The 23,117-nt window shown below is 70.9% G+C and carries 16 protein-coding genes and 2 pseudogenes; 6 read left to right on the forward strand and 12 right to left on the reverse strand.

The window, feature by feature from the left end:
• Positions 1 to 562: 562 nt before the first annotated feature.
• On the reverse strand, positions 563 to 1,903 hold the full coding sequence (locus BEK98_RS03595) for an SDR family oxidoreductase (protein ID WP_094214886.1): 1,341 nt from the start codon (positions 1,901 to 1,903) through the stop codon (positions 563 to 565).
• A 154-nt stretch (positions 1,904 to 2,057) separates the two neighbouring features.
• Entirely contained in the window at positions 2,058 to 2,966 is a 909-nt protein-coding gene (locus BEK98_RS03600) for a YhjD/YihY/BrkB family envelope integrity protein (protein ID WP_094214887.1), read from the reverse strand.
• Between the two features lie 265 nt (positions 2,967 to 3,231).
• On the opposite strand from BEK98_RS03600, the gene BEK98_RS03605 reads away from it, so the two are divergent.
• On the forward strand, positions 3,232 to 3,657 hold the full coding sequence (locus BEK98_RS03605; protein WP_244201725.1) for a DUF6325 family protein: 426 nt from the start codon (positions 3,232 to 3,234) through the stop codon (positions 3,655 to 3,657).
• Positions 3,658 to 3,751: 94 nt separating this feature from the next.
• Positions 3,752 to 4,060, forward strand: coding sequence for an SHOCT domain-containing protein (locus tag BEK98_RS03610; protein ID WP_094214888.1), 309 nt, complete (start codon positions 3,752 to 3,754; stop codon positions 4,058 to 4,060).
• 12 nt (positions 4,061 to 4,072) lie between these two features.
• Here BEK98_RS03610 and BEK98_RS03615 read toward each other — a convergent pair whose 3' ends face one another.
• Positions 4,073 to 4,486 (reverse strand): CBS domain-containing protein, encoded by a 414-nt coding sequence (locus tag BEK98_RS03615; protein WP_094214889.1) that lies wholly within the window; start codon positions 4,484 to 4,486, stop codon positions 4,073 to 4,075.
• A gap of 368 nt (positions 4,487 to 4,854) precedes the next feature.
• Here BEK98_RS03615 and BEK98_RS03620 point away from each other — a divergent pair, with 368 nt between their 5' ends.
• The gene (locus BEK98_RS03620; RefSeq protein ID WP_094215051.1) at positions 4,855 to 5,331 is read left to right on the forward strand and encodes an SRPBCC family protein; all 477 of its coding nucleotides are present in this window, start codon (positions 4,855 to 4,857) and stop codon (positions 5,329 to 5,331) included.
• 202 nt (positions 5,332 to 5,533) lie between these two features.
• Here BEK98_RS03620 and BEK98_RS03625 read toward each other — a convergent pair whose 3' ends face one another.
• The 6 genes from BEK98_RS03625 to BEK98_RS03650 form a co-directional block, all read right to left on the reverse strand.
• Positions 5,534 to 5,962, reverse strand: coding sequence for a VOC family protein (locus BEK98_RS03625; RefSeq protein ID WP_094214890.1), 429 nt, complete (start codon positions 5,960 to 5,962; stop codon positions 5,534 to 5,536).
• A 68-nt stretch (positions 5,963 to 6,030) separates the two neighbouring features.
• Positions 6,031 to 6,540, reverse strand: coding sequence for an O-acetyl-ADP-ribose deacetylase (locus BEK98_RS03630; RefSeq protein WP_094214891.1), 510 nt, complete (start codon positions 6,538 to 6,540; stop codon positions 6,031 to 6,033).
• Positions 6,537 to 7,946 carry a phytoene desaturase family protein gene (locus BEK98_RS03635; protein ID WP_094214892.1) on the reverse strand — a complete coding sequence of 470 codons (1,410 nt, stop codon included), beginning with the start codon at positions 7,944 to 7,946 and terminating at the stop codon, positions 6,537 to 6,539. The genes BEK98_RS03630 and BEK98_RS03635 overlap by 4 nt, the downstream gene beginning before the upstream one ends.
• An 88-nt stretch (positions 7,947 to 8,034) precedes the next feature.
• Positions 8,035 to 8,880, reverse strand: a complete 846-nt coding sequence (locus tag BEK98_RS03640) for an inositol monophosphatase family protein (protein WP_094214893.1) — start codon at positions 8,878 to 8,880, stop codon at positions 8,035 to 8,037.
• A gap of 92 nt (positions 8,881 to 8,972) precedes the next feature.
• Positions 8,973 to 10,781 carry a gamma-glutamyltransferase family protein gene (locus BEK98_RS03645; RefSeq protein WP_094214894.1) on the reverse strand — a complete coding sequence of 603 codons (1,809 nt, stop codon included), beginning with the start codon at positions 10,779 to 10,781 and terminating at the stop codon, positions 8,973 to 8,975.
• Positions 10,782 to 10,901: 120 nt separating this feature from the next.
• Positions 10,902 to 12,011 (reverse strand): CPBP family intramembrane glutamic endopeptidase, encoded by a 1,110-nt coding sequence (locus BEK98_RS03650; RefSeq protein WP_094214895.1) that lies wholly within the window; start codon positions 12,009 to 12,011, stop codon positions 10,902 to 10,904.
• 138 nt (positions 12,012 to 12,149) lie between these two features.
• Here BEK98_RS03650 and BEK98_RS03655 point away from each other — a divergent pair, with 138 nt between their 5' ends.
• The 3 genes and pseudogenes from BEK98_RS03655 to BEK98_RS03665 form a co-directional block, all read left to right on the forward strand.
• Positions 12,150 to 14,501, forward strand: a complete 2,352-nt coding sequence (locus BEK98_RS03655) for an ATP-binding protein (protein ID WP_094214896.1) — start codon at positions 12,150 to 12,152, stop codon at positions 14,499 to 14,501.
• Positions 14,498 to 15,148, forward strand: coding sequence for a response regulator (locus BEK98_RS03660; protein WP_094214897.1), 651 nt, complete (start codon positions 14,498 to 14,500; stop codon positions 15,146 to 15,148). Before BEK98_RS03655 ends, BEK98_RS03660 begins: the two co-directional genes overlap by 4 nt.
• Before the next feature lie 104 nt (positions 15,149 to 15,252).
• Positions 15,253 to 16,233, forward strand: a pseudogene (locus BEK98_RS03665) (NAD-dependent DNA ligase LigA); the annotation flags it as partial.
• 219 nt (positions 16,234 to 16,452) lie between these two features.
• On the opposite strand, the pseudogene BEK98_RS03670 reads toward BEK98_RS03665, so the two are convergent.
• The 3 genes and pseudogenes from BEK98_RS03670 to BEK98_RS03680 all read right to left on the reverse strand — a co-directional run.
• Positions 16,453 to 17,405, reverse strand: a pseudogene (locus BEK98_RS03670) (IS3 family transposase); the annotation flags it as partial.
• Between the two features lie 117 nt (positions 17,406 to 17,522).
• Positions 17,523 to 18,338: a hypothetical protein gene (locus BEK98_RS03675; RefSeq protein ID WP_094214898.1), complete on the reverse strand. Its 816-nt coding sequence runs from the start codon at positions 18,336 to 18,338 to the stop codon at positions 17,523 to 17,525.
• Between the two features lies 1 nt (position 18,339).
• The gene (locus tag BEK98_RS03680) at positions 18,340 to 22,860 is read right to left on the reverse strand and encodes an AAA domain-containing protein (protein WP_244201745.1); all 4,521 of its coding nucleotides are present in this window, start codon (positions 22,858 to 22,860) and stop codon (positions 18,340 to 18,342) included.
• Positions 22,861 to 23,117 lie beyond the last annotated feature (257 nt).

Raw genomic sequence — 23,117 nt, forward strand, 5'->3', positions numbered from 1 at the left:
CGCCGGTCGGGGCGCGTCCTGCTCGGTGCGGCGGCCGGGGGACCGCCCGCGCTGTGGGGCAGGGCTGGTCGGCGGGTTAATGCGGCGGCGGTCGGGGCGCGTCGCGCTTGGTACGGCCGCCGGCGGCCCGCCGGCGCTGTGGGTCGGGACCGGTCGGCGGGTGGATGCGGCGCCAGGCGGGTCACGTCCCCCTCGGTACGGCCGCCAGCAGCTCGCCCCCGGTTCTCATCACGGCCGGCCGGCGGACGGATCCGGCGCCGGACGGGTCACGTCCCACACCGCGCGACCGCCCGCAACCCGCCCGCACTGTGGGTCAGGGCCCGTCGGCGGACGGATCCGGTGCCAGTCGGGTCGCCTCCCGCACGGTACGGTTGCCAGCAGCCCACCGCTCCCCGTCAAGGCCGGTCGGCGGACGAATCCGGCGCCAGTCGGGTCGCCTCCCGCTCAGTACAGCCGGCGACAGCCCACCCGCGCTTCGGGTCAGGGCCGGTCGGCGGACACATTCGGCGCCAGTCGGATCGCCTCCCGCTCGGCGCGACCGCCAGCGGCCCCGCGCTTCCCGTCAAGACCGGTCAGCGGACGGACCCTCCGCCGGACGAGTAGCATCCCGCTCGGTGCGGCCGCCCGCGGCGAGCAGCGCGAGCACGGCCAGGACGGCGAGCAGGACGACGACCAGGAGCAGGATGGTGAGCACGGTCGGGTGGTTCCAGAGCGCGAAGACGAGCGCGACGACCAGCAGTGCGGCGAGGGTGAGGCCCCGGCGGTAGGCCAGCGCCCAGGTGCCGGCGCGCCCGGCGCGGACGTGGTGGGCGGCCGCCCACCGGGCCGCGGAGTCCGCGGTGTTCTCGGAGGCGCCCCGGACGGCCACGGGCAGGCGGCCCGGCCCGACGAGGTAGGCACCCAGCGCGATGACCACGCCCAGGACGACGGCCGTCCGCAGGCTGACCTTCAGAAACCGGAGCAGGGTGTCGAAGACGGCCGCGGCGGCGGCCTTCGACTGCACCTGGGGCGGCAGGTGGTCCAGGTAGTAGCGGCGGGCCACGACCAGCGCGACGGCCACCACCAGGCAGGCGAAGGCGGCACCCAGGGCGGTGCGTGCCAGGGCCCGGCGTCGGTCACGGGCCAGGAAGACTCCCAGGGCGCCGAGGACGACGACGAGGACGGGGAACCAGTTCCCGACGATGTCGAGCAGGTGCGCGCCCTTACGGGCCTTGGCGAGCTGGTCGGAGTGGAAGAGCACCATCTGCTTGTCCACGTCCGGGATCTTCTCGGCGGGTTTCAGACCCGCGTCGACCAGCTCCTTCTTCACCTCGTCGACGGCCGTACCGACGTTCAGGGTGACCTCGCCGTCACTGACCCCGAAGGCACCCCGGCCCTCGCCGGTCAGGGCGTGCACGACAGCCTGGTGGGCGGCGCGGTTGGCGGTCCGCCAGGTCGTCGCGAAGAGGTCGCTCTCGACCACACGGGTGGCGATCTTCGTCACCGCCTGGTTCACGGCGGAGTCGATCTGCGGCCCCAGGCTCTTGAGCGCGTCGGCGGCGCGGGGCGGCAGCCCCTGGGACTGCAGCCAGGTCGCGATGTCGGAGGCGACCTGCGGGCCGTCCACCCGGGCGCCCACGGCCTCGGTGATCCGGTGGACCGCCGCGTCCTGGATGGCGGGTTCCGTGGCCAGCGGGGCGACCGTGGACACGTACCGGTCGGTGTCGAGGGCGATGTCCTCCACCCAGACCGCGAGCAGGGCGACGGGCACGAGGATGCAGGTCAGCACGATCAGTACGGCCGAGGCGGTGCCGCGCGCGGCGCGCGCGGCCGCCCCGCCCCCGCTCCGACGCGCCCCTGCTGCGCCGCCGGCCGTGGGCTCGTGGTCCGGGCTCGGGGGGTGCGGGGCGGGCGGCTCGGTCACTGTGCCTCCGGCGCGGTGTGGGTGCCTGAACCCCCATTGCGTCAGCCCCACGGGCACCCCGCGCGCTGGGCAGGCCGAATGGAGGACGCCTTAGAGCCTGTTGTCACATTCCGGTCGTCCGCTCGGAGGGCGGGCCGGAAGGGTCGGACAGCCCCTAGATCTCCCGGCTCCACCGCGGCGGCGGGCTGCCCAGGCGCTTCGCCAGCGCGGGCTCCTGTGCGGCGACGGCGCCCACGCTGATGCTGATGGCGACCGCGACGCAGACCACGATCAGCCAGGACAGCAGCAGGAACACGGAACCGAGGGAGCCGTACTCGGCCAGGGCCCGGTTGAGGGCCCGGGGCATGTACAGCGGCGCGGTGCTCGTCAGGACGGTCACGACGACCGCCGTGATGACGGCGCCCGGCAGCAGGGGCATCCAGGGGATCCGGCCGCCGAGCAGCAGATGCTGCGTCCACCACCACAGGCCCACCGCGGTGATCAGGATGAGGGGGATGCCCAGCCAGGGGCCCAGGCCGAACCCGTCGCGCATCGGACCCTGGACGAGCAGCGCGCCGAGCCACAGGACCAGCCAGGCCACCCAGCGCCAGGGGGCGACGCGGGTGCCCGCCCTGGGGATCTCCCAGGCGCGTTTGCACAGCCGTTGCATCGCCCGGCTGACAGCGGTGGCCGACAGCAGCACCATCAGTCCGCCGACGATGCCCGTGGCCTGCCGGAGATCCTGTGTGGTCGGCTGGAGCGCCTGCTCCAACTGGGTCTGGGCGGCACCCGTCAGGCCCAGCAGCGAGTGCACGGAATTGGACAGCTGCTGCCTGAGCGGCTTCGGAGCATAGGCCGCGACCACGAACAGCAGCGGGACGGCGGTCAGGAAGCACTGCGCGGCCAGCCGGGTGGCGGAGTCGAAGATGTTCACGGACACCATGCGGTCCGCGAGATGTGTGACGACGGGGAACCGGATCTCCGCGTCTCGGTGCAGCGACTTCGCCCGGGTGGTGAGCGCGGTGGTCCGTCGCTTCCACCACCCCGGCCCGGGACGCCGCTTGCCGTGCCCGCGCCGCGCCATCAGGGTCCCGGGAGCGCGCTTCGGCGGTACGACCGTCGCATGGCGTAGCTCATGTCCCTTCGGCGCTCCTCTCCTTCCGATCCCTCCGACCAGAGTGGCGGCCGGGGCACCCGGCGGCACCCGGAGGCCGGGGCGGAGAGGGCGTCGTGCGCGGATGTGCGAGGCACTGGGGCGCGTGCTGGAATGGCCGGGAGGGCTGACGACCGCCGACGCGGGGGCGCTGCCAACGAGCTGCGCGGACGGCCCCCGTTCCCGAGGAGTGGCCATGAACGACATCGAAGAAATGGGCCCCGTCGACTACCTGGTCATCGAGTTCCCCGGCAACCGTATGACGGGCGAGGCGTTCCCCCTGCTGGTGGATCTGGTCGAGCGCGGCCTCGTCCGGATCATCGACCTCGCCTTCCTCCGCAAGGAGACCGACGGCTCGGTCGTCGCACTGGAGTTGCGGGACCTCGGTGACGAGGTCGATCTGACCGTCTTCGAGGGCGCCTCGGCCGGAGTGCTGGACCAGGGCGACCTGGACGAGGCCGGCAATGCGCTGGAGCCCGGCAACTCGGCCGCGGTGCTGGTGTACGAGAACGTGTGGGCCGCTCCCCTGGCCCGCGCGCTCAGGCGCAGCGGCGCCCAGCTCGTGGCGAGCGGCCGTATCCCGGTGCAGGCCCTGCTGGCGTCCCTGGACGCCACGGAGTAGACGGCTCCCCTCGGCGGCTCCGCAGTCGCCTGAAACAGCCGTACCGACACCGGTCGCCCGAACGGGCGGACCGACCCCTGGGAGATGACCGAACATGCCTGGACTGCTTCGGGGCGTCGCACGCACCGCCGTCGTCGCCGGAACCGCCACCGCCGTGTCCAACCGCGTCTCGCGGCGGCAGGCGGGGCGATGGGCGCAGCAGGACTACGAACAGCAGCAGCGGCCGGCCTACGAGCAGCCGCAGGAGCAGGCGCCGCCGCCCGCTCCTCCCGCACCGCAGCCCGCCGCTCCCGACGAGATGACCCACAGGATCGACCAGCTCAAGCAGCTGGCCGACCTGAAGGCACAAAATGTGCTGACGGAAGAGGAGTTCGAGAGCCAGAAGCGCCTGCTCCTGGGCTGAGCCCGGTCGGCGTCAGGCGTAGACCTTCTCGACGAAGTCGTGGATCTGGCGGTCCGTCAGGTGCCTGGACAGATCGGCCTCGCTGATGATGCCGACGAGCTTCTTGTTCTCGATCACCGGCAGCCGGCGTATCTGGTGCGTCTCCATCTGGTCCAGCACCTGCTCCACGGTCGCGTCCGCGGCGATCCAGCGCGGCGTGCCCTGGGCCAGGTCTCCGCACGTCACCTTCGACGGGTCACGACCCTTGGCCACGCACTGCACGACGATGTCACGGTCCGTGACGATGCCGCACAGTCGTTCGTTGGCGTCGCTGACGGGCAGCGCACCCACGTTCAGGCGCGCCATCAACTGCGCGGCCCGGTCGAGGGTCTCGGTCGCCGGAATCCACTGGGCCCCGGAATGCATGATCTCTGCGGCGGTGGTCATCGGTTCAACCTCCTCAGGCACACGCCCGTACGGATGACAAGGGCGTCCTTTTTCGAGCCTTTCACCGTACGAGCATGTCCGCGACCCCGCGCGGCATCCCTGACCGGCCGCGCCACCGGCCTACCGGTGTTCGGGGTTGCACGTTCATGGCGCAGTGGACCGGGCTGATCGACCGGAGCACCGCCATCTGGCCCGACTTGAGAGAGTACGGCTGGGTACGCCTATTACGGCCGCGTCGGCGGCTGCCTGATCACCGGTAACGAGGACGGCGTCAAGCACTGTGCCTCCGGATGCCCGTGGTGTACCGCGCCGCTAGTGTCGGGAGGGCGCCTCCCTTGTCCCCATCCTCCAGAAGGAGCGTGGTCGGCGTGGCCCGGAACCGTCGTCTGATCCTGAGCTCGCCGTCCGAGGTCTGGAGCCTGCTCTCCGACGGCCATCGCTACGGGGAGTGGGTGACCGGCACCCAACAGGTCCTCGCGGCGGACCCGCACTGGCCGGCCGTGGGCGCGCGCCTGCGGGTCCGGGTCGGCGCCGGCCCGTTGACGCTCGACGACACCTGCGTCGTCCGCGTCTGCGAGCCGCGGCACCGCCTGGAACTGGAGGCGAAGGCGGATCCCTTCGGCGCGGCCCGCATCGCCATGAACCTGATCCCCTGGGGCGAGCACACCCTCTTCGTCCTCGACTGGCACCCCCTCCGCGGCCCCGGCACCCGGATGCACGGACTCCCCGTCGACTACATCGTCCGGATCCGCAACGGCATGATGCTGACGAAGCTGGCCCGGATCGCGCTGCGCGAACACGGCGAACGCGCCGAAGGCACCCTGCTGCACACAGGAAGCGACTGACACCGCCCCGGCCTCCTGCCCCCGGGTGACACCCTGGCCGCCCGCTGCGCTGTAGGGGATGACCCCTCCCCAGGGCCGGCGATATCCCTCCTGCCCCTGACCAGCGGGCGGGTATCGCGAGCCAGGGCAGGCAGGCCACTCCCCCTTCGCCTGCCTGTCCTGGCATCACCCGACTTCACGACCTCGCCGGCTCGGAGGACGCTCAGTCGAGACAGAACTCATTGCCCTCGATGTCCTGCATCACGATGCACGAATCGTTGCCGTCATACAGCAGCCGCACGCGTACCGCGCCGAGCGGGACCAGCCGTGCGCACTCGGCTTCGAGCGCGGCGAGACGCTCTTCCCCCACGAGGCCGGTGCCGACCCGCACGCAAAGATGCACCCGGTTCTTGACGACCTTGCCTTCGGGAACGCGCTGAAAGAACAGTCGCGGGCCCACACCTGAGGGATCACTGCAGGCGAACCATGAACCCTGATCCTCAGGCGGCCGCGAGCGATCGAAATCGTCCCAAGTGGCAAACCCCTTCGGTGGCGGCGGTACGACGTACCCCAACACCTCGCACCAAAACCGAGCGACGCGCTCAGGTTCCGCGCAGTCGAAGGTGACTTGGAACTGCTTGATCGATGACATCGGCGCACGATAACAGGGCGACTCTGTTCAGCCCGTACGGTCCGGCGCCTGGCGGCAACCGCGTTCCGTCAGCCGACCTGCCGGGCGAACGCCTCGTACGCCGGCTCGTCGAAGAGGACGAACCTGACCTCCTCGACCGACGTCTCCGTCGCCCGCACCGTCTCGACGGCGATCCGGGCGGCGTCGTCCATCGGCCAGCCGTAGATGCCCGCGGAGACCGCCGGAAAGGCGACCGTGCGGGCGCCGAGTTCGTCCGCCACGCGCAGCGACTCCCGGTAACACGAGGCCAGCAACTCCGAGCGGTCCTCCTCGCGGGTGAAGCGCGGACCCACCGTGTGGATGACCCAGCGGGCGTCCAGGTTGCCCGCCGTGGTGGCGACCGCCCGGCCCGTGGGCAGGCCCTTGCCGTAGTGGGAGGCGCGGAGCCTGCGGCAGTCCTCCAGGATCGCGGGGCCGCCGCGGCGGTGGATCGCGCCGTCCACACCTCCGCCGCCGAGCAGGGAGGAGTTGGCCGCGTTGACGATCGCGTCGGCACTCTGCCGGGTGATATCGCCCTGGACGAGGGTGATGGTGGTCATGTCTGCCTCAGTCTTCTCCACACGGCCTTCGCCGCGTTGTGCCCCGACATGCCGTGCACGCCGGGTCCCGGCGGGGTGGCCGAGGAACAGATGAAGACGGCCGGATGGGGGGTGTGGTACGGGAACAGGGACAGTCTGGGGCGCAGCAGGAGCTGGAGTCCTGAGGCCGCGCCGCAGGCGATGTCGCCGCCGACGTAGTTGGCGTTGCGCGCGGCCATCTCGGCCGGGCCCGCGGTGGCGCGGGCGAGGATCCGGTCGCGGAAGCCGGGCGCGAAGCGCTCCAGCTGGCGTTCTATGGCGTCCGTGAGGTCGCCGGTCCAGGCGTTGGGGACGTGGCCGTACGCCCAGAAGACGTGCTTGCCCTCGGGGGCGCGGCTGGGGTCGGCGACGCTGGGCTGGACGGTGATCAGGAACGGCTTGTCGGGGGCGCGGCCCTCGCGGGACGCGGCCCGCAGGGCGGTGCCGATCTCGGCCTTGCTCGCGCCGATCTGCACGGTACCGGCGACCCGGGCCTCGGGGGCGGTCCACGGGACCGGGCCGTCCAGCGCGTAGTCGATCTTGAAGACGCTGGGGCCGTAGCGGTAGTGGTCGTAGTAGCCGCCGAAGCCGGCGATGCGGGCGAGCGCGGCGGGTGAGGTGTCGAAGACGTAGGCGCGCGCGGGCGGCAGGTCGTCCAGGCGCTTGACCTCGTAGTCGGTGTGCACGGCGCCGCCGAGGTCCTGGAAGTAGGCGGCGAGGGCGTCGGAGATCGCCTGGGAGCCGCCGCGGGCCACGGGCCAGCCGCGGGCGTGCGCGGCCAGCGCGAAGACCAGGCCGATGGCACCGGTGGCCAGACCGTTCAGCGGGGCCATGACATGGGCGACGAGGCCGGAGAAGAGGGCCTTGAACCGCTCGTCGTGGAAGCGGCGCATCAGCACCGTGGAGGGCGGCAGCCCGGCCAGGCCGAAGCGGGCGAGGGTGACCGGGTCGCGCGGCAGCGCGGTCAGCGGCAGGGACATGAAGTCCCGGGCGAGCGTGTCCCACTTGGGCAGGAACGGCCGGACCAGCCTGCGGTACGCGCCCGCGTCGCGCGGGCCGAAGGAGGCGGCCGTCTCGGCGACGGAACGGGCCAGCACGGCCGCCGTGCCGTCCGGGAACGGGTGCGCCATGGGCAGGTCGGCGTGCAGCCACTGCAGGCCGTAGCGGTCCAGGGGCAGCGCGCGGAACGCGGGCGAGTTGATGCCGAGGGGGTGGGCGGCCGAGCACGGGTCGTGCCGGAAGCCGGGCAGGGTCAGCTCCTCGGTGCGGGCGCCGCCGCCGACGGTGGACCGCGCCTCGAACAGGGCCACCGAGAAGCCCCGGCGGGCCAGCTCCACGGCAGCGGTCAGTCCGTTCGGTCCCGCACCCACCACGACCGCATCGAGCATCGACGGCACCTTCGGACCCCTTCGTCAGCCGATGGCCACTCAGGTTCAGGATATGCCGGGGGACCGACACTCCCCGGCGCCGGGTGGCTCAGGCGCCCGTACGCAGCACGTCCACGATCCGGCGGGCGGTGGCGGCGTCCCGGGCGGCGGTGAACGGCAGCGCGTTGGCGCCGGTCACACGGAACGGCTCGCCGGTGAGGGTGAGGTGGGCGCCGCCCGCCTCCTCGACCAGGAGCAGGCCCGCCGCGTGGTCCCAGGCGGCCTCCCAGGAGAACGCGACCGCGTCCAACTCGCCCCGGGCTATGGCGAGATACTCCAGGCCCGCCGAGCCGCAGGGGCGCGGGGCGAGGCCGTCGGTCCACAGGGCGCGCAGCGCGTGCTTCTGCTCGTCGGTGGTGAAGTCGGGGTGGGACGTGGCGACGGTGAGGTCGCGGCCGGGTGCGGGCGGGCCCGCGAACAACCGCTCGCCGTCGAGGAAGGCGCCCCGGCCGCGGACGGCCGTGGCGAGCTGGTCGCGGGCGGGGGCGTAGGTCCAGGAGGCCAGGACCGTGCCCCGGTGGGCGAGTGCGACCAGGGTGCAGAAGCCGTCGTCGCCGTGCACGAACTGCCGGGTGCCGTCGACCGGGTCGATGATCCAGACGGGCGCCTCGCCCTGGATCGCCTCGTACGTCGCCGGGTTGGCGTGCACCGCCTCCTCGCCGACCACCACCGAGCCGGGCAGCAGCGCCCCGAGGGCTTCGGTGAGCTGGCGCTCGGCGAGCCGGTCGGCGTCGGTCACCAGGTCGTGCGGTCCGCTCTTCTGGTCCACCTCGTGGTCGGCGAGGCGGCGGAAGCGGGGCAGGATCTCGGCAGCGGCCGCCTTGCGGACCGCTTCCTCCACGTCGCCCGAGCAGCGGGTGAGAAACTCGTCGATGGTTTCCGTGTCTTGCGTCATGCCCCCCATGAGAACACGCACCACTGACAATCCCCGCCCGTCCGGTGGATGCCGGGTGGAATCGGGATGAAGAACCGGTGCCGGACCGCTCGTCAGCGGCCCACCGCGTACCCCTGCATCCCGCGCGGATTCGCCGCGGCCGACAGGACGCCGGTCTCCGGGTCCCGGGCCACCGCGCACAGGCGGCCCTCCGACCAGCCGGGGCCGACGGTGACGTCGTGGCCGCGCCGCCGCAGCTCCTCGACCACGTCCGCGTCCATGCGGGACTCCACGGTCACGCTGCCGGGGCGGCGGCCGCGCGGGTAGAAGGAGCTGGGGAAGCTGTCGTTGTGCCAGTTCGGGGCGTCGATGGCGCCCTGCAGGTCGAGGCCGCCGCGGACCGGGGCGCGCAGGACGGCGGCGAGGAGGAAGTGCAGCTGCCACTGGTCCTGCTGGTCGCCCCCGGGCGTGCCGAACGCCAGCACCGGGACGCCGTCGCCCAGCGCCAGGGACGGGGTGAGGGTGGTGCGGGGGCGGCGGCCGGGGGTGAGGGAGTTCGGCAGCCCCTCCTCCAGCCAGGCCATCTGCAGCCGGGTGCCGAGCGGGAAGCCCAGCTCCGGCACGACGGGGTTGGACTGCAGCCAGCCGCCGCTCGGCGTGGCCGCGATCATGTTGCCCCAGCGGTCGACGACGTCCAGGTGGCAGGTGTCGCCCCGGGTGCTGCCGTCGGCGGCGACACGGTGCTCGGCGACGGTCGGCTCGCCCGCACCCATCGGGTCGAAGCCGGTGCCCTGAGCGGCCTCCACGCGCGCGCGTGCCTGTTCGGGAAGGCGCGGGGTGCGTCCGCCGGGGCTGCCGGGGCGCAGCTCGTACGACGCCTTGGCGCCGACCAGGGCCCGCCGCCCGGCGTTGTAGCCGTCCGACAGCAGCTCGGCGAGCGGCACCTCGGCCGCGTCCCCGTACCAGGCCTCGCGGTCGGCCATGGCGAGCTTGCAGCCCTCGACGAGCAGGTGGACGTAGTCGGCCGAGCCGTGGGCGGGCAGCTCGGGCGGGAGCAGGGCGAGCTGCTGGAGGAGGGCGGGGCCCTGGCTCCAGGGGCCGGCCTTGCACACGGTCCAGCCGTTCCAGTCGTACGTCACCGGCGCCTCGTAGCTCGCCGACCGGCCGGCCAGGTCGGCCTCGGTGAGGGTGCCGGTGTGCCGTTCGCCGCTGGTGTCCAGGGTGGGCCGCCGGGACTGCCGTACCAGCGCCTCGGCGATGAAGCCGGAGCGCCACACCTCGCGCGCGGCGTCGATCCGCGCCTCCCGGTCGCCGGCCCCGGCCGTCTCGGCGAGCAGCCGCTTCCAGGTGGCGGCGAGCGCGGGATTGCGCAGCAGCTCCCCGGGCCGGGGTGCCCTGCCGCCCGGCAGGTACACCTGGGCCGAGGAGGTCCACTCGGTCTCGAACAGCTCCCGGACGCTCTCCACGGTCGCGCCGACGTTCTCCACGGGCGCGTGCCCGTGCTCGGCGTACCCGATGGCGTACTTCAGGACGTCGTCGAGGGACTTGGTGCCGTGGTCGCGCAGGAGCAGCAGCCAGGCGTCGAAGGCACCGGGCACGGCGGCCGCGAGCGGTCCGGTGCCGGGTACGAGGTCCAGCCCGAGCCCCCGGTAGTGCGCGACCGTCGCGCCCGCCGGGGCCACGCCCTGACCGCACAGCACGCGCACCTCGCCGCCCGCCGGGGCGAGCAGGATCGGCACCTCGCCGGCGGGCCCGTTCAGGTGCGGCTCCACCACGTGCAGCACGAACGCGCCGGCCACGGCCGCGTCGAAGGCGTTGCCGCCGCCCTCCAGGACCGCCATCGCCGACTGGGAGGCCAGCCAGTGGGTGGAGGACACCATGCCGAAGGTGCCTTGAAGGGTGGGCCGGGTGGTGAACCGCATCTCTCACCTCACTGTTGCGCACGTCGGTCGTGTCAGCAGGCTATCGACCGGATGCGGTCGCGGTCCGGGCCCTGCGGTTCCGCACGGCCCGGTGCCGATGCGCGCACCGGCAGGGGCCGCTCACGGCTGGTCGGCGGCGCCCGCTTCGGCGCCGGGGTACGGGGGCGGAACGGGTGTGCCGGGATACGGGGGCGGAACAGGTGTGCCGGGATACGGGGGCGGAACAGGTGTGCCGGGTGTCGGTCGGCCTGCCCAGGGCGGTGTCGCGGGAGTGCCCGTGACGGGTGCGTACGGGGTGGCGAAGGCGGGTGGCGGGCCGGGCGGGAGCGGTGCGGGGGCGGTCCGGGCCTGTGGGCGGCGGCGCAGCAGCCACACCACGGCCGCCGTGTACAGCGCGATGCTCGTGACGTCGAGAGCGACCAGCGGCCAGGACGCGTCCGCCGCGGTCTCGTCGCTCCTGAGCCCGTCGACGGTGGCCGCCGAGCCGGCGAAGGCAAGGAGGTTGTTGACCGTGTGCAGCCCGATGGACGCCTCCAGACCGCCCGACCGCCAGGTCAGCCAGCCCGCCGCGACCCCGAACACCACGAGGTCGGTGAATCCCCAGGGAGTGCCCCAGCCGTGGGCGGCGGCGAACAGGACGGCCTGGGGCAGGAACGCGAACCAGGGCGAGCGCACGAAGGCGCCGACGGCCTGCGTCAGCCAGCCCCGGAAGACGTACTCCTCGGCGGCCGCCTGCACGGGAACCAGTACGACGAGCATGGCGAGCGCGGGCCCGAAGACCGCCCATCCCGCCCACCGGAACTCCTCGTCGCCGTCGGCGGGCAGCAGGAACATGCCGCCCATCGCCAGGGCGACGATCGGCAGGGCCGTCAGCATGCACAGGATCAGCCAGCGCCATCTGAGCCTCCCGGTCACGGACGAGACCGTGCCCGCCGGCCGCTGCCCGATCCAGCGCACGGCCAGCAGCACGACGGGGGTCGCCACGGCGAGGAGCAGCAGGTCCACGGCGGTGCCCGACACGGGACCGAACTCCACCGCTCCGTCGGGGCCCTCGGGGTACCCCTTCCGGGAGCCCAACTCCTCGAGGACGACGTAGAGGACGCCCACGGCGATCATGTAGACCACGGCCACGACCAACGTCCCCACCAGCGGGCGCCACCAGCGGTGGCGCACCGAGAGCCGGGCCAGTCGGTGGTGGGGCAGGGGTTCGGGCAGCGGTGGCATCGTCATGGCATCACCTTCTCCGGTGGCATCCGGCCCTGCCGTCGTCCTGCGGCACGAACGGCGCCTCTATCGCTGGGTGGGGTTCGGCCTCCACCCCAGGGCCGGTGCCCGGCGTTCGGGCCGCCCTCTACGCTCGTCGGCGAGATGGAGACGATACGCAACTGGCTTCTGCCCCTGGTGCTGGCCACCGCACAAAGTGCCCTGCTGTGGCCGGGGTTGCCGGTGCTGGGCCCGGACGGTGCGCCCGGACTGCCGGGCCTGATCGGCGCCGTGTGCGCCCTCTCCGTGGAGACGGCCGCGCTGGGCCGGCGCCGGCAGGCCCCCGTGCGGGCGCTGGCCGGGACGCTGGTCGCCTTCGTCCTGGGCACGGTCGCCTGGCCGGACGGCTACCTCGGCCTCGGCACGCTGGTCGCCGTGTACTCCGTCGCCGCCCGCTGCCCCGTACCGGTGACGGTCCGGGCCGTCACCGGGGCCGTGGGCGTCGAGTGGGGGCTGGCCGCCGTGCAGGACGGCCTCCGCGTCTCGCTCCTGACGATGGCGATCGCCCTGTCCGTGTACGTCCTGTGCGCGGGACTCGGCGAAGCGCGGCGCCAGTGGCTCGGCGGGCGGCTCTCCGCGGCCCGCCGGCTGGCCGGAGCGGAGCACGCCCGTCGGACGGCGGGGGACCACGAACGCCGGCGACTCGCGCGCGAACTGCACGACGTGAGTGCCCATCACCTCACCTCGGTCGTCGTCACCGTCGACGCCGCGCGCAGACTCAAGGACAGCAGGCCGGAGCTGGCCGCCGAGGCACTGTCGTTCGCGGAACGCACGGGCATCGAGACCGTGGCGGCGCTGCAGCGGCTCGTCGGTCTCCTGCGGGACACCGACCGTCCGGGCCCGGAGGCCACGAGCGCGGAGATCGAGGAACTGGTCGCGGGATTCGGCCGGTTGGGCCGACCCGTCGCAGCCCACCTCCCCGACGACCTGACCGGCCCCGTGGCCGAGGCGATCCACGGCATCGTCCGCGAGGCCCTCACCAACGCCCTGCGGCACGCTCCCGGCGCCGCCGCCCGGGTGCTCGTCCGCCGGGAGAACGGCGTGCTGGAACTGACCGTGGAGAACGCGCCGCCGCGCACCTCCGCACCGCACGACGCCGGCGGTCTCGGCGCCGGACGCGGCGTGGCCGGCATGCGGGAACGGGCCGCATCGGCCGGCGGTGAGCTGACCGCCGGCCCGAGCCCCGACGGCGGTTGGCTGGTCCGCGCGACCCTGCCCGACACCGCCGGGCCCCGGCAGCCGCCCCGGCCCGTATGGCGGCGCGACATCCTGCGCGAGCAGCGGCTCGCCGATCCCGCCCTGGCCCTGACCGCGATGGTCCTGCCGGTGGTCACCGCCCTCGCGGCCACGGAGGACTGGTCGGAACGGACCAGGCGCGACTCGGTACCGGAGCTGATCGCCGTGACGGTGCTGCTGGTCCTGCACGCGCTGCCTCTGGTGTGGCGCAGACGTGCCCCGCTGGCCTCCTATGCCGCCGTGCTGGCCACGGCCTGGCTGTGGCCCGTGACCGTCGCCGTGCTGCCCCTGCCGTCACGGGTGTCGCAGTTCCTCGTCATGGGCACGTTCGTGGAGCTGCTCGCCGTGTACGCGGTCGCCGCGTACGGGCAGGGGCCCTCCCGCACCTGGCCCGCTGCGATCGCGGGGACCTTCGGCACGGCCTCGGTGGTCACGGCAACGGCCGCTGCCGACGGCTCGTTCGAGGGCGATCCGATCGGCGGGCTCACCGTCGTGATGGTGGTCGTCCTGGGCGTCCTGCTGGCTCCCGTCTTCGCCGCCGTGTGCGGCGCCGGCCTCGTCGTACGACGCCGACGCCTGCGCCTTCTGGCGAACGACGACTTCGCGCTCGCCCGCTCGATGTGGCATGCGGAGCGGGCCGCCGAGGCCGAACGGCACCGGCTGGCGGTCACGTTGCGCGAGGCCGTACTGCACCACACGGCCTCGCTCGTCGAACTGGCCCGGCAGGGAAGGCTCGACGACGTGGCCGCCACGGCCAGGGCGGCCCTCGCCGCCATGCGGGACATGCTGCACAGCCTCGGCGACGGCGCGGACCTTGAGGGCCGCCTCGCTCCGTCCCCGACCGCCGCCGACCTCGACACGCTGTGCCGCACCCTGCGCGCCGCCGGCCGCGACGTGCGGTTGCGGGGCCTGCCGGAAGCCGCGCGGGACCTGCCGCCGTCCGTGCACGTCTCGACGTACCGGATCGTCGAAGCGGCACTCGGCGCGGGCGACCACGGGCCGGCCCGGGTGACCCTGAGGCGGCGCCGTGGCACCGTGCACATCACGCTGACGGGCGTACCGCTCGCCGGCGCCGGCCCGGTCGCCGAACGCCTGCGTGTGCAGGTCGCCGCGGGCGAGGGCCGCATCGCGTTCGAACCGATCGGTAAGGTACGGGTGTCGTTGCCGGCCGGACCCGCTCCGGCCCCCGTCCAGGAGGTGTCCCCGTCGCCGTACGCGTGATCGTCGTCGACGACCAGGCCGTGGTCAGGGCGGGCTTCGCCGCCATCGTGGACGCCGAACCCGACCTCATCGTCGTCGGCGAGGCCGGAGACGGAGCGACGGCGGTGTCGCTCGCCACCGCCGAGGCTCCCGACCTCGTCCTGATGGACATCCGGATGCCGGGCATGGACGGACTCACCGCGACCCGCCTGATCACCGCGCCGGAGAACGGGCCGCGGGTGCTCGTGCTCACCACCTTCGACCTCGACGAGTACGTGTACGAGGCCCTGCGCGCCGGAGCGTCCGGGTTCCTGCTGAAGGACGCCCAGCCCGAAGATCTGCTGACCGCGATCCGCGTCGTCGCCTCGGGCGACGGCATCCTGGCCCCCACCGTGACCCGTCGCCTCATCCGCACCTTCGCCCAGGGCGCCCGGCAAGTTCCCACGGTGACCGGGGTCTTCGAGCACCTCACCCCGAGGGAACGGGAAGTACTGCTGAAGATCGCCTCGGGCCTCACCAACGCCGAGATCGGAGCCGAACTCGGCGTGACCACGGGCACCGTGAAGACCCACGTGAACGGCCTGCTGTCCAAGCTCGGCCTGCGCGACCGGGTCCAGGCCACCATCCTCGCCTACGAGAGCGGACTGATCCGTCCCCGCACGAGCTGACAGCGCAAACGGGCCGAGCCGTCAGGGCGACGGCAGCCGAGACCCCGTACGGGTGACCAGCGCGGCCGGGCCCATTGTCAGTGGTGGGCGGCATGATGCCGGACATGACGACTTCTGCAGCAGTGATCGTGGATGCCGCCGCCTACGCACAGGCGGTCGAGGATGCCGTGGGTGCGGCGGCTGCCTACTACGCAGGCGGCACCTCACCGCTGGACGACGACGCCTACGACCTGCTCGTGCGCGGGATCGCCACGTGGGAGGCCGAGCACCCGGACCAGGTGCTGCCCGGGTCCCCCACCGGGAAGGTCGCCGGTGGCGCGGTCGAGGGCGACGTTCCGCATACGGTGCCGATGCTCAGCCTCGACAACGTGTTCTCCCCGGAGGAGTTCACCGCCTGGACGGCGTCTTTGGCCCGTCGCATCGGGCGTGAGGTCACACAGTTCAGCGTGGGGCCCAAGCTGGACGGGCTGGCGATCGCCGCCCGCTACCGCGGCGGACGCCTCACCCAACTGGTCACCCGTGGGGACGGCACTGCCGGAGAGGACGTCTCGCACGCGATCGGCACCATAGAGGGGCTGCCCGAGACACTGGCCGAGCCGGCCACCGTCGAGGTGCGCGGCGAAGTCCTCATGACCACTGCCCAGTTCGAGCACGCCAACGAAGTGCGCACGGCTCACGGCGGAGGGCCGTTCGCCAATCCCCGCAACGCGGCCGCCGGCACGCTACGAGCCAAGGAGCGCGCCTACACGGTCCCGATGACGTTCTTCGGCTACGGCCTGCTGCCCGTATCCGACACCGAGCCGGCCCTTGCCGAGCGGCTGACCACCTCCGCCCACAGCGACCTGATGCATCTGGCCACCGAGCTCGGCGTGCACACCAGCGGCCGGACCGCCGTCCCGGACGTGGTCGCCCACGACCCCGAAGCGGTCCTGGCCCGGGTCAAGGAGATCGCCGCGACGCGTGCGGAGCTTCCGTTCGGCATCGACGGCATCGTCATCAAAGCGGACCTCGCCGCCGACCAGCAGGCAGCCGGATCCGGCTCCCGCGCCCCCCGGTGGGCGATCGCCTACAAGCTGCCGGTTCTGCCGCAAAATCAGAGCTGATGCGCTCCGTCGAGTTCACTGTGACGCCCCAGGCCAGGAGGGCATCGGTTCCGCAGGTGGCAGCAACAGTGCTGTTGCACTTCTCGGGTAGTGGGGGGCAATCCACGAAATGCTGATGGCGCTCGTTGAAAGCGGTTCTGTCAGCGATCTCGTGAATGCCGTGTGTCAAGAGATTGCTCCGATGGGAATGCCCTGGTCATGGAGGCCGTCCCCGACGGTGCCGAACGATGGCAGGAGCCCGGCGGAGCGGATCCTTTCCCCGAGGACCCAGGAGGTGAACTGGGTGCCGTGATCGGCGTGCACTATCCCGCCTGGTTCGGGGCGCTGGTTGCGGAGGGCCATGTCCAACGCGTTGACCACAAGGGTGGCGTCCTGTCGGGAGTCGATCGACCAGCCCACGATCTTGCGGCTGAACGCGTCCAGGACCGCCGCGCAGTACACCCACCCTTCCCTGGTGCGGTGTTGCGTGATGTCGGAGACCCACAGCTCGTTGGGACGCAGCCGATGGAACTTGCGGTTGACCAGGTCCTCGGCAGTGACGACACCCCGCAGGCGCTTGATCCGCACCGGTCCGGGCAGTCCGTAGATCCCGGCCTGTGTCATCAGCACCGACACGGTCCTCGAGCACACCTGGATGCTCATGCCCATGCCCAGGGTGAGCTCGGCATGTATGCGGCGGTAGCCGTAGGTGCCGCGTGACGCGACGTGGACCTCGCGGATCAGCCCGGTCAGCCACTCCCGTCGCAGCTGCCGCGCTGTGGTGGGGGTGCGTTTGTGCTTGTAGTAGTTCTGCCGGGCGACCCCGAGGATCCGGCAGCATCGATCGACCGGTGCCCCGGCATCGACGAGACGGTCGATCACCGGGTAGAGCCTCTTGGGGCCGGCTTGTCCTCGCCGAGGAACTTGGCGGCCTTGCGGACGATCTCAAGCTCGGCTTCCAGCTCGCGGATCCGTCGCCGCGCTGCACGCAGCTCTGCGGACTCCTCCGAGACCATGCCAGGGCGCCGTCCGTTGCCGATGTCGTCCTGGCGCAACCACTTCGACAACGTGACCGGATGGATGCCGAGGTCAACGGCGGTCTGCTTCTGTTCTTTTCCTGCCCGCACCAACACGATGGCGCGGGCGCGGAACTCAGCGGGGCAGGCGCTGGGCATGTCCGGCAGCCTTTCGTGAAGGCCGTCAGTTAGCCACCAGAAATGGAACCTGAGAGGTGGGGCAGGTCAAGATGTCACCCAAACCTGCAGCAGATCCGGACGGCGCAGGCCCGCTATCTATTGGGGTTTGCTTGCCGCTAGGTCGTTGAGCACAGCGTTGACCGTCGACCAGCACAGATCGGCTGTGTCGAAGTCTGCGCTGTGCTTGGCTCGCTTCTCCGCAAGAGGATGGACCAGGTTGCGGTAGGTCCGCAGCAACTCCGAGGCCATCTTCGCGTCCTGGTCGATCCACCCATTGGTGTGGGCGTGCTGAACAAGATCCTGCAACCCTGCAGCGCGTAGTGGCTTGGGGAACGGGACGTCTGCTCGCCTGGCTTCGGCTGCGTGGACCAGGACGCCTTCGAGGAGGCTGCCGAGCATGATGACCGCGGAAGTGTAGGCGCCGTGTTCTTGGCAAATGCGTGCTTCATCGAGGCGTAGTTGAACGGCGCGAGCCAGGTCCGGGTCGGTGACGATGTCGGTGATGGCTACTTTGAGTTCCACTCGCTGGGGGCGTGGCGGGTTGTCGGGGTCGTACTCAACGAGGACGGGCTGGCCGTTGCGGTAGTCGATGCGGCGGCCTTCCAGGGCTAGGACTTCCTGGAGGCGTTCGATGACGGGGCCGTACTCGCTAGGCTGCTGCTGGTACTCCCGTCGGTCGGCCAGGCGCAGGACAACGCGTTCGACTTCTCCGGTGTCGTCCTCCTTCCGTTCGCGCAGGAGGTCCAGGATCCAGCGCTGGCGCGGACTGCCGTCATGATCGGGGACGTCTTCCAAGCCAGCCCGCCGGAGGAAGAGCGCCAGCTCCCAGCCACGTCGTCGTTTCATGCCGGGCTCATCGCCGCAGATCATGGCGGCGAGTTCGTCGAGTGTGCTGTCGTCGAAGTTCTCCATGTCAGGCTGCCTTGCTGTCGTCGTCCGGTTCGCCGTCGTAGGGGTCCATGTCTTCGTCGTCGGGCTCGGCTTCGGCCAGTCCGGCCGGAGTCCATGGCGCGTGAGGTTCGGTGTCCTCCCTGGATGTCCCGGGCGTGGCACGCGGGTGGATGCCGAGGTCGGTCAGGCGTTTCCACAGGGGGGCCAGGGCTTCTTCCGGTGAGAGCGCGAAGGCGCTGCTGCGTACGCGCCAGAATGTCCAGCCGGCACGTCGCAGTTCCCGTTCCCGCTCGGCGTCGTCGTGGATCTGCTGCCTGTCGGAGTGGTAGGGGCTTCCGTCGCATTCGACGGCGAGGCGCCCGTGGTCTCCGGTGACGACGAGGTCGATGAATTTGCCGTTGACTTCCCACTGCGGCACGACGTCGTAGCCGCGTTCCTTGATGCGCAGGAAGACGCGCTGTTCGAAGAGTGACTGGAAGGGCGCACAGAGTTGGTCTGGGCTGACGTTGGCCGGTTGGTGGGCGTGGCTGTAGGGCGGGGGCGGGCTTTGCATGTAGGTGAGCAGGGAGTGTCGCAGGTCCTTGCTGCTGAGCTGGTCGGTGGTCATGGAGTGGAAGAGCCACATCTGGTCACGGGCTCGGCTGGCTGCGACGTTGAAGCGTCGCTCGTGTTGGCGGCCGGTCGCGGCAATGACGTTGCGGCCGTCAACGACCATCGACAGCAGGATGACGTCGCGTTGGTCGCCTTGGAATTCTTCGGGGGTCCCGATCTGGATGTTGTGGCGTTCACGGGCGGGCATGTCGATGCGCTGGTCAACGAGGTCCTGGACGAGCCGCGTCTGATCGCCTTGGCGCAGGATGATGACGCCCATGGTGCGGTCGGCGTAGGCCGGGTCCTGGGTGAGGCGGTGGAGTTGGTCAACGACAGCCTCTGCTTCTGGCCGGTTGATCAGCTTGTCCCTGCGCCCTTCGCAGTGGCCCTCGGGAACGTGGACCACCTTCAGTGGGGGAAGCCGGTCCGAGCCGTGCTGACGTAGCAGGATGAGCTGGTTGTCGGGATAGAACTGCATCGAGGACCACTTGATGATCTCGGGCATGCAGCGGAAGTGCTCGGTGAGGCGGATCACCTCGGTGAAGCGAGATGACAGCAGTTCATAGAGGTTGGACTTGGGGTCGAAGCCTTCGCGCTGCCAGGGTTCGAGCGCGGCCATGCGTTCGTCAAAGATCTGGGTGATCCGGTCGTGCTTGCTGCCGGTGTAGGCGGGCGCGCACTGGCGGTCGTCTCCGACGACGATGATCCGCGGGGCGAGCCAGAGCAACAGCAGGCCGTTCAGACCGACCTGGCTTGCTTCGTCGACGATCACCACATCGAAGGAGTCCGGTTCCGGGCTGATCGTTTCAGCTACCTGCCTCAGCGGCATGACCCATGCCGGTACCGCGCCCTGAGCTGTCTGCATGGCTGAACGCGCGTGGCGTTGATGGCGTTTGCCGTACTCCGTTGTTCCTTGACCGGCGTTGGCGATAGCGGTGGCGTAGGCGGCCAGGGCCTGCTTGTGCTTCGTGGTCATCCGCCTTACACAGTGCAGGGCCGCACGGTCACAGACAAGCTGCTCCACCAGATCGTGGAGTCGGGCTTCGACCTGTGCCAGCTCCCCTTCCAACTGCTCCTCTCGCCCGGGAAGCAGATACGTGTCGAGGAAGTCCTGCGCTTGCCGCCATGCCCACGCCTGTGGCAATGCGGTGAACCGGGCGCGCCAGTGCACCCCGAGGGGTTCGGCAGCAAATGCCTGTGCCAGCTCTGGATGGGCTTCGCTGAGGCGCTGGAAGAGTTTGCCGGTCTCGCGCCGGTCCGCCTCGCGCTGGAATGCCGCAGCCAATGCGTCCATTGCGAGTGCGTAGGCCTGCGCGTCGCGCGCAGCTGCCGCATCAGCCGCATGCTGGAGTTCCTCAACAGCGTGTGGCTGTGGCTGAGGAAGGCCGGCAAGGAGCTCGTCGAGCTGCCGGGCTGCCTTCCTGACCTGCGACAGCTGCCGGGCCCGTACCGTGGCGTGGCGGATGTCCTGCCATTGTTCAGAGGTGGTGACCGATGCCGGGATGCCGTTAGCCAGCAGGGTTGTGTGGACTTGGCGGATTACTTCGACGCACGTGTCGACGGCCTGCAAGACAGCTGCTCTGTCGAGGAGTTCGGCTACCAGCAACTCGGCCGTGCCTTGTCCGACGGTCGATCCGACGCCTGCCCATCGCCCGCGCAGGGTAAGGGCGTGGGCGCGCATCTCCAGATGGCGAACCACCGCAGTGATCTGCTCTCGGCCGTTGGGAGCCATGCCTTCCACACGGCACTGTTCCAGCAGGACACGGGCTTGTTTGAGAACGGCCGGCCGGGGCCAGTGCTTGTTCAACTGCCCGCCCTTCAGGACGTACTGCTCCACGTTGCGGCCGCTGATCAGGAGCTCTTTCTCCTCGCTTTCGGAAAGCTGCGGTATTTCCACCTCGGGGAAGGAGGCTGCCGCTATCTCCTGCTGTGTCTGCTGGGCACGCAGTGAGGCGTTTCGGATGCTGTCCCACATTTGCTGCCATCGGCATGCGATGCCGTCCTGAAGTGCACGGGTGGACCACGTCTCTTCGTGCCATGACGCAGGATCCGCGGACAGACCCACACTCTGCAGAGCGTGCTGGGCTTGGTCGAGCAGCGTTTCCAGGACCGTGAGTTCCGCGTCGCCGTGGTCAGCCAGCGTCTGGGCCAATGGCGTGACGGGCTCGGGCCCAAGGGCTTCCTCGGCTGCTTCCAGCTCGCTGATGCGGCCGGCGACATCCGTGGGGTTCGGCAGAGTGGCGGGATCGGGGCAGTGGTGGATGTGCGTGTCGAGGATTCCCGGGCCATGCATGGTGACCAGCAGCCAGAGCCGCTGAGCCTCATCCGTGGTCAACGGCGGCAGTTGCTCCGGCTGGGCGGGCAGGGGTGGCAGCCACTGGTATTCAGCTGTGCCGTGCTCGACTGCCTGCACGATCTCGTCGAGTCGGCCACGGTATCCCGGCGCGATCTCGGGGTGCTCGTACCACTCGACTTCTCGCACCGCCCGCAGGCGCTCACGCAGCTTGGCCTGTTCAGCCATGAGCTGGTGCCGCTGGGTCTGCTGGGCCTCGATGCGCTGCTGAAGCCGCTCGGGATTCGTGGTGGCGCTCAGGTGGGCCAGAGCTCCGAGCGACTGGCGCAGGTCGCTGCTGCCGCCCTGCCAATGGTCACGCTGGATGACGCACATGCTGCGCAGCCTGGCGGGCAGCTGGTCTCGCAGCACCTTCAACGCCTGGCCCTTTTCGCTGGTGACCAGGACTCGCTTCCCGTCCGCGAGGAGCGCTGCGATGAGGTTGCTGATCGTGTGGGTCTTTCCGGTCCCCGGCGGTCCCTGGACCACCACACTGGTGTCGTGCTGCAGTCTGTCCAGGACATCCAGCTGGGCAGCGTTCGTGACCATCGGGAACAACGGTTCCGGGCCCAGTGCCGGAGGGACGGAGCCGCTCCTGCTCCGCCAGGCCATACGCTCTGCCGGTTCAAGGTCGTACAGCAGCTGAGCCAATCCCAAGGGAGCTTGAGTTCCTGGGCGTTTCAAGGCTCGGGCGATGCCTTCGAAGAAGCCGAGTACCGAACGCTGGCCGTGCTCGCGCAGGATGAGCGCCGGCGCGTGATGCAGTGAGCGCGCCTGCGGATCTGCGGTGAAGTCGCGATGCTCCCTGCCCGGGTCGAACGGAAGCGTTCGTTCGACTCCGAAGGCTCGCTGTGACCAGGAGCGCAAGGCTTCCTTCGCCCGGTCCGACAGCGGGTGGAAGGCGACGTCATCGACATCGGAGCGCACGACCCCCAGCAGCTCCGAGGTGTAGCCATCGGACTCGCTGAGGAACTCCGTGTCTTCCAGACGGCCGGACTGCCCCGGCACCAGGGACACCGTTATGTTGACCGAATTCGAGTCAACCGTGAGGGTAACGGGGGCAGTGACGATGTGCCTGCGCACCCGAGCCGAAGCTCGCTCGGCCCCCATCTGCAAGAGCCCTACTGCCAGGACGACCTCAAACGTGTCACCGTCCTGCTGGATCTTCTTGGCCATCCGGTACAGCTGCTGATGCAGACGGCGCTGCGGCTCGGCCGCCAGCTCCTCCTGCGCCCACCGCCTCCATCGGCCGGCCCAGGCCTCGTAGGTCTTGCGTAGCTCCGCAGTACCGATCTCCAGCGCCTTGGGATTCTCGCCCTGGTCAGCAGGCACTTCCGCCTGTTCGTCGTCGATTGACGTGCCGTCAATCAGCTCGGGAGCCTCCGCAGCAGCGGTGGCAGCGGCCTCGACCGACACGCGGCCGTGGAGGATCGCGGGCAACCGTGGTGCTTCAAGTGGCGGACGGTGCTTGACCACCATGATCCGAGAGTCGGCATCCTGAGAGCGGCGGACGAGCCCTTCGGGCACATCCGCGAACCACACCACCTCTGAATACTTGGCACAGTTCCTGACGGGCCGGTAGGCACCTCGCACCAGCTCCTGCAGACAGTCGACCAACACACGAGTATCGCGAATGGCCTTGGGATCACTGCCATCGCGTACCGCTGGGCGGGCCATCACATCCCCCAAACGCCTGCCACCCTGGCAAGCCTTCCAGAGTCCATGGCCGCCACAAGTCAGGCAATACGGCAGACCCCAGCTGAGGCCATTTCCGGACACACAGCGCCATCCTGCTCACCCGACTCGGCCACCCGATGGACCCGTTCGACGGGCGACCGGCAGCACTGCACACGGGCACTCAGCACCGATCACACGTC

The organism is Streptomyces diastatochromogenes (assembly GCF_002242805.1).
GTDB lineage: Bacteria > Actinomycetota > Actinomycetes > Streptomycetales > Streptomycetaceae > Streptomyces > Streptomyces diastatochromogenes.

Bases quoted from the DNA above. Each gene is read 5' to 3' on its own strand.
- BEK98_RS03645 (WP_094214894.1), bottom strand. From the start codon at position 10,781: ATGCGGTTCACCACCCGGCCCACCCTTCAAGGCACCTTCGGCATGGTG.
- BEK98_RS03605 (WP_244201725.1), top strand. From the start codon at position 3,232: ATGAACGACATCGAAGAAATGGGCCCCGTCGACTACCTGGTCATCGAG.
- BEK98_RS03625 (WP_094214890.1), bottom strand. From the start codon at position 5,962: ATGTCATCGATCAAGCAGTTCCAAGTCACCTTCGACTGCGCGGAACCT.
- BEK98_RS03600 (WP_094214887.1), bottom strand. From the start codon at position 2,966: ATGGCGCGGCGCGGGCACGGCAAGCGGCGTCCCGGGCCGGGGTGGTGG.
- BEK98_RS03655 (WP_094214896.1), top strand. From the start codon at position 12,150: ATGGAGACGATACGCAACTGGCTTCTGCCCCTGGTGCTGGCCACCGCA.
- BEK98_RS03675 (WP_094214898.1), bottom strand. From the start codon at position 18,338: ATGGAGAACTTCGACGACAGCACACTCGACGAACTCGCCGCCATGATC.
- BEK98_RS03610 (WP_094214888.1), top strand. From the start codon at position 3,752: ATGCCTGGACTGCTTCGGGGCGTCGCACGCACCGCCGTCGTCGCCGGA.
- BEK98_RS03615 (WP_094214889.1), bottom strand. From the start codon at position 4,486: ATGACCACCGCCGCAGAGATCATGCATTCCGGGGCCCAGTGGATTCCG.
- BEK98_RS03650 (WP_094214895.1), bottom strand. From the start codon at position 12,011: ATGACGATGCCACCGCTGCCCGAACCCCTGCCCCACCACCGACTGGCC.
- BEK98_RS03640 (WP_094214893.1), bottom strand. From the start codon at position 8,880: ATGACGCAAGACACGGAAACCATCGACGAGTTTCTCACCCGCTGCTCG.
- BEK98_RS03630 (WP_094214891.1), bottom strand. From the start codon at position 6,540: ATGACCACCATCACCCTCGTCCAGGGCGATATCACCCGGCAGAGTGCC.
- BEK98_RS03635 (WP_094214892.1), bottom strand. From the start codon at position 7,946: ATGCTCGATGCGGTCGTGGTGGGTGCGGGACCGAACGGACTGACCGCT.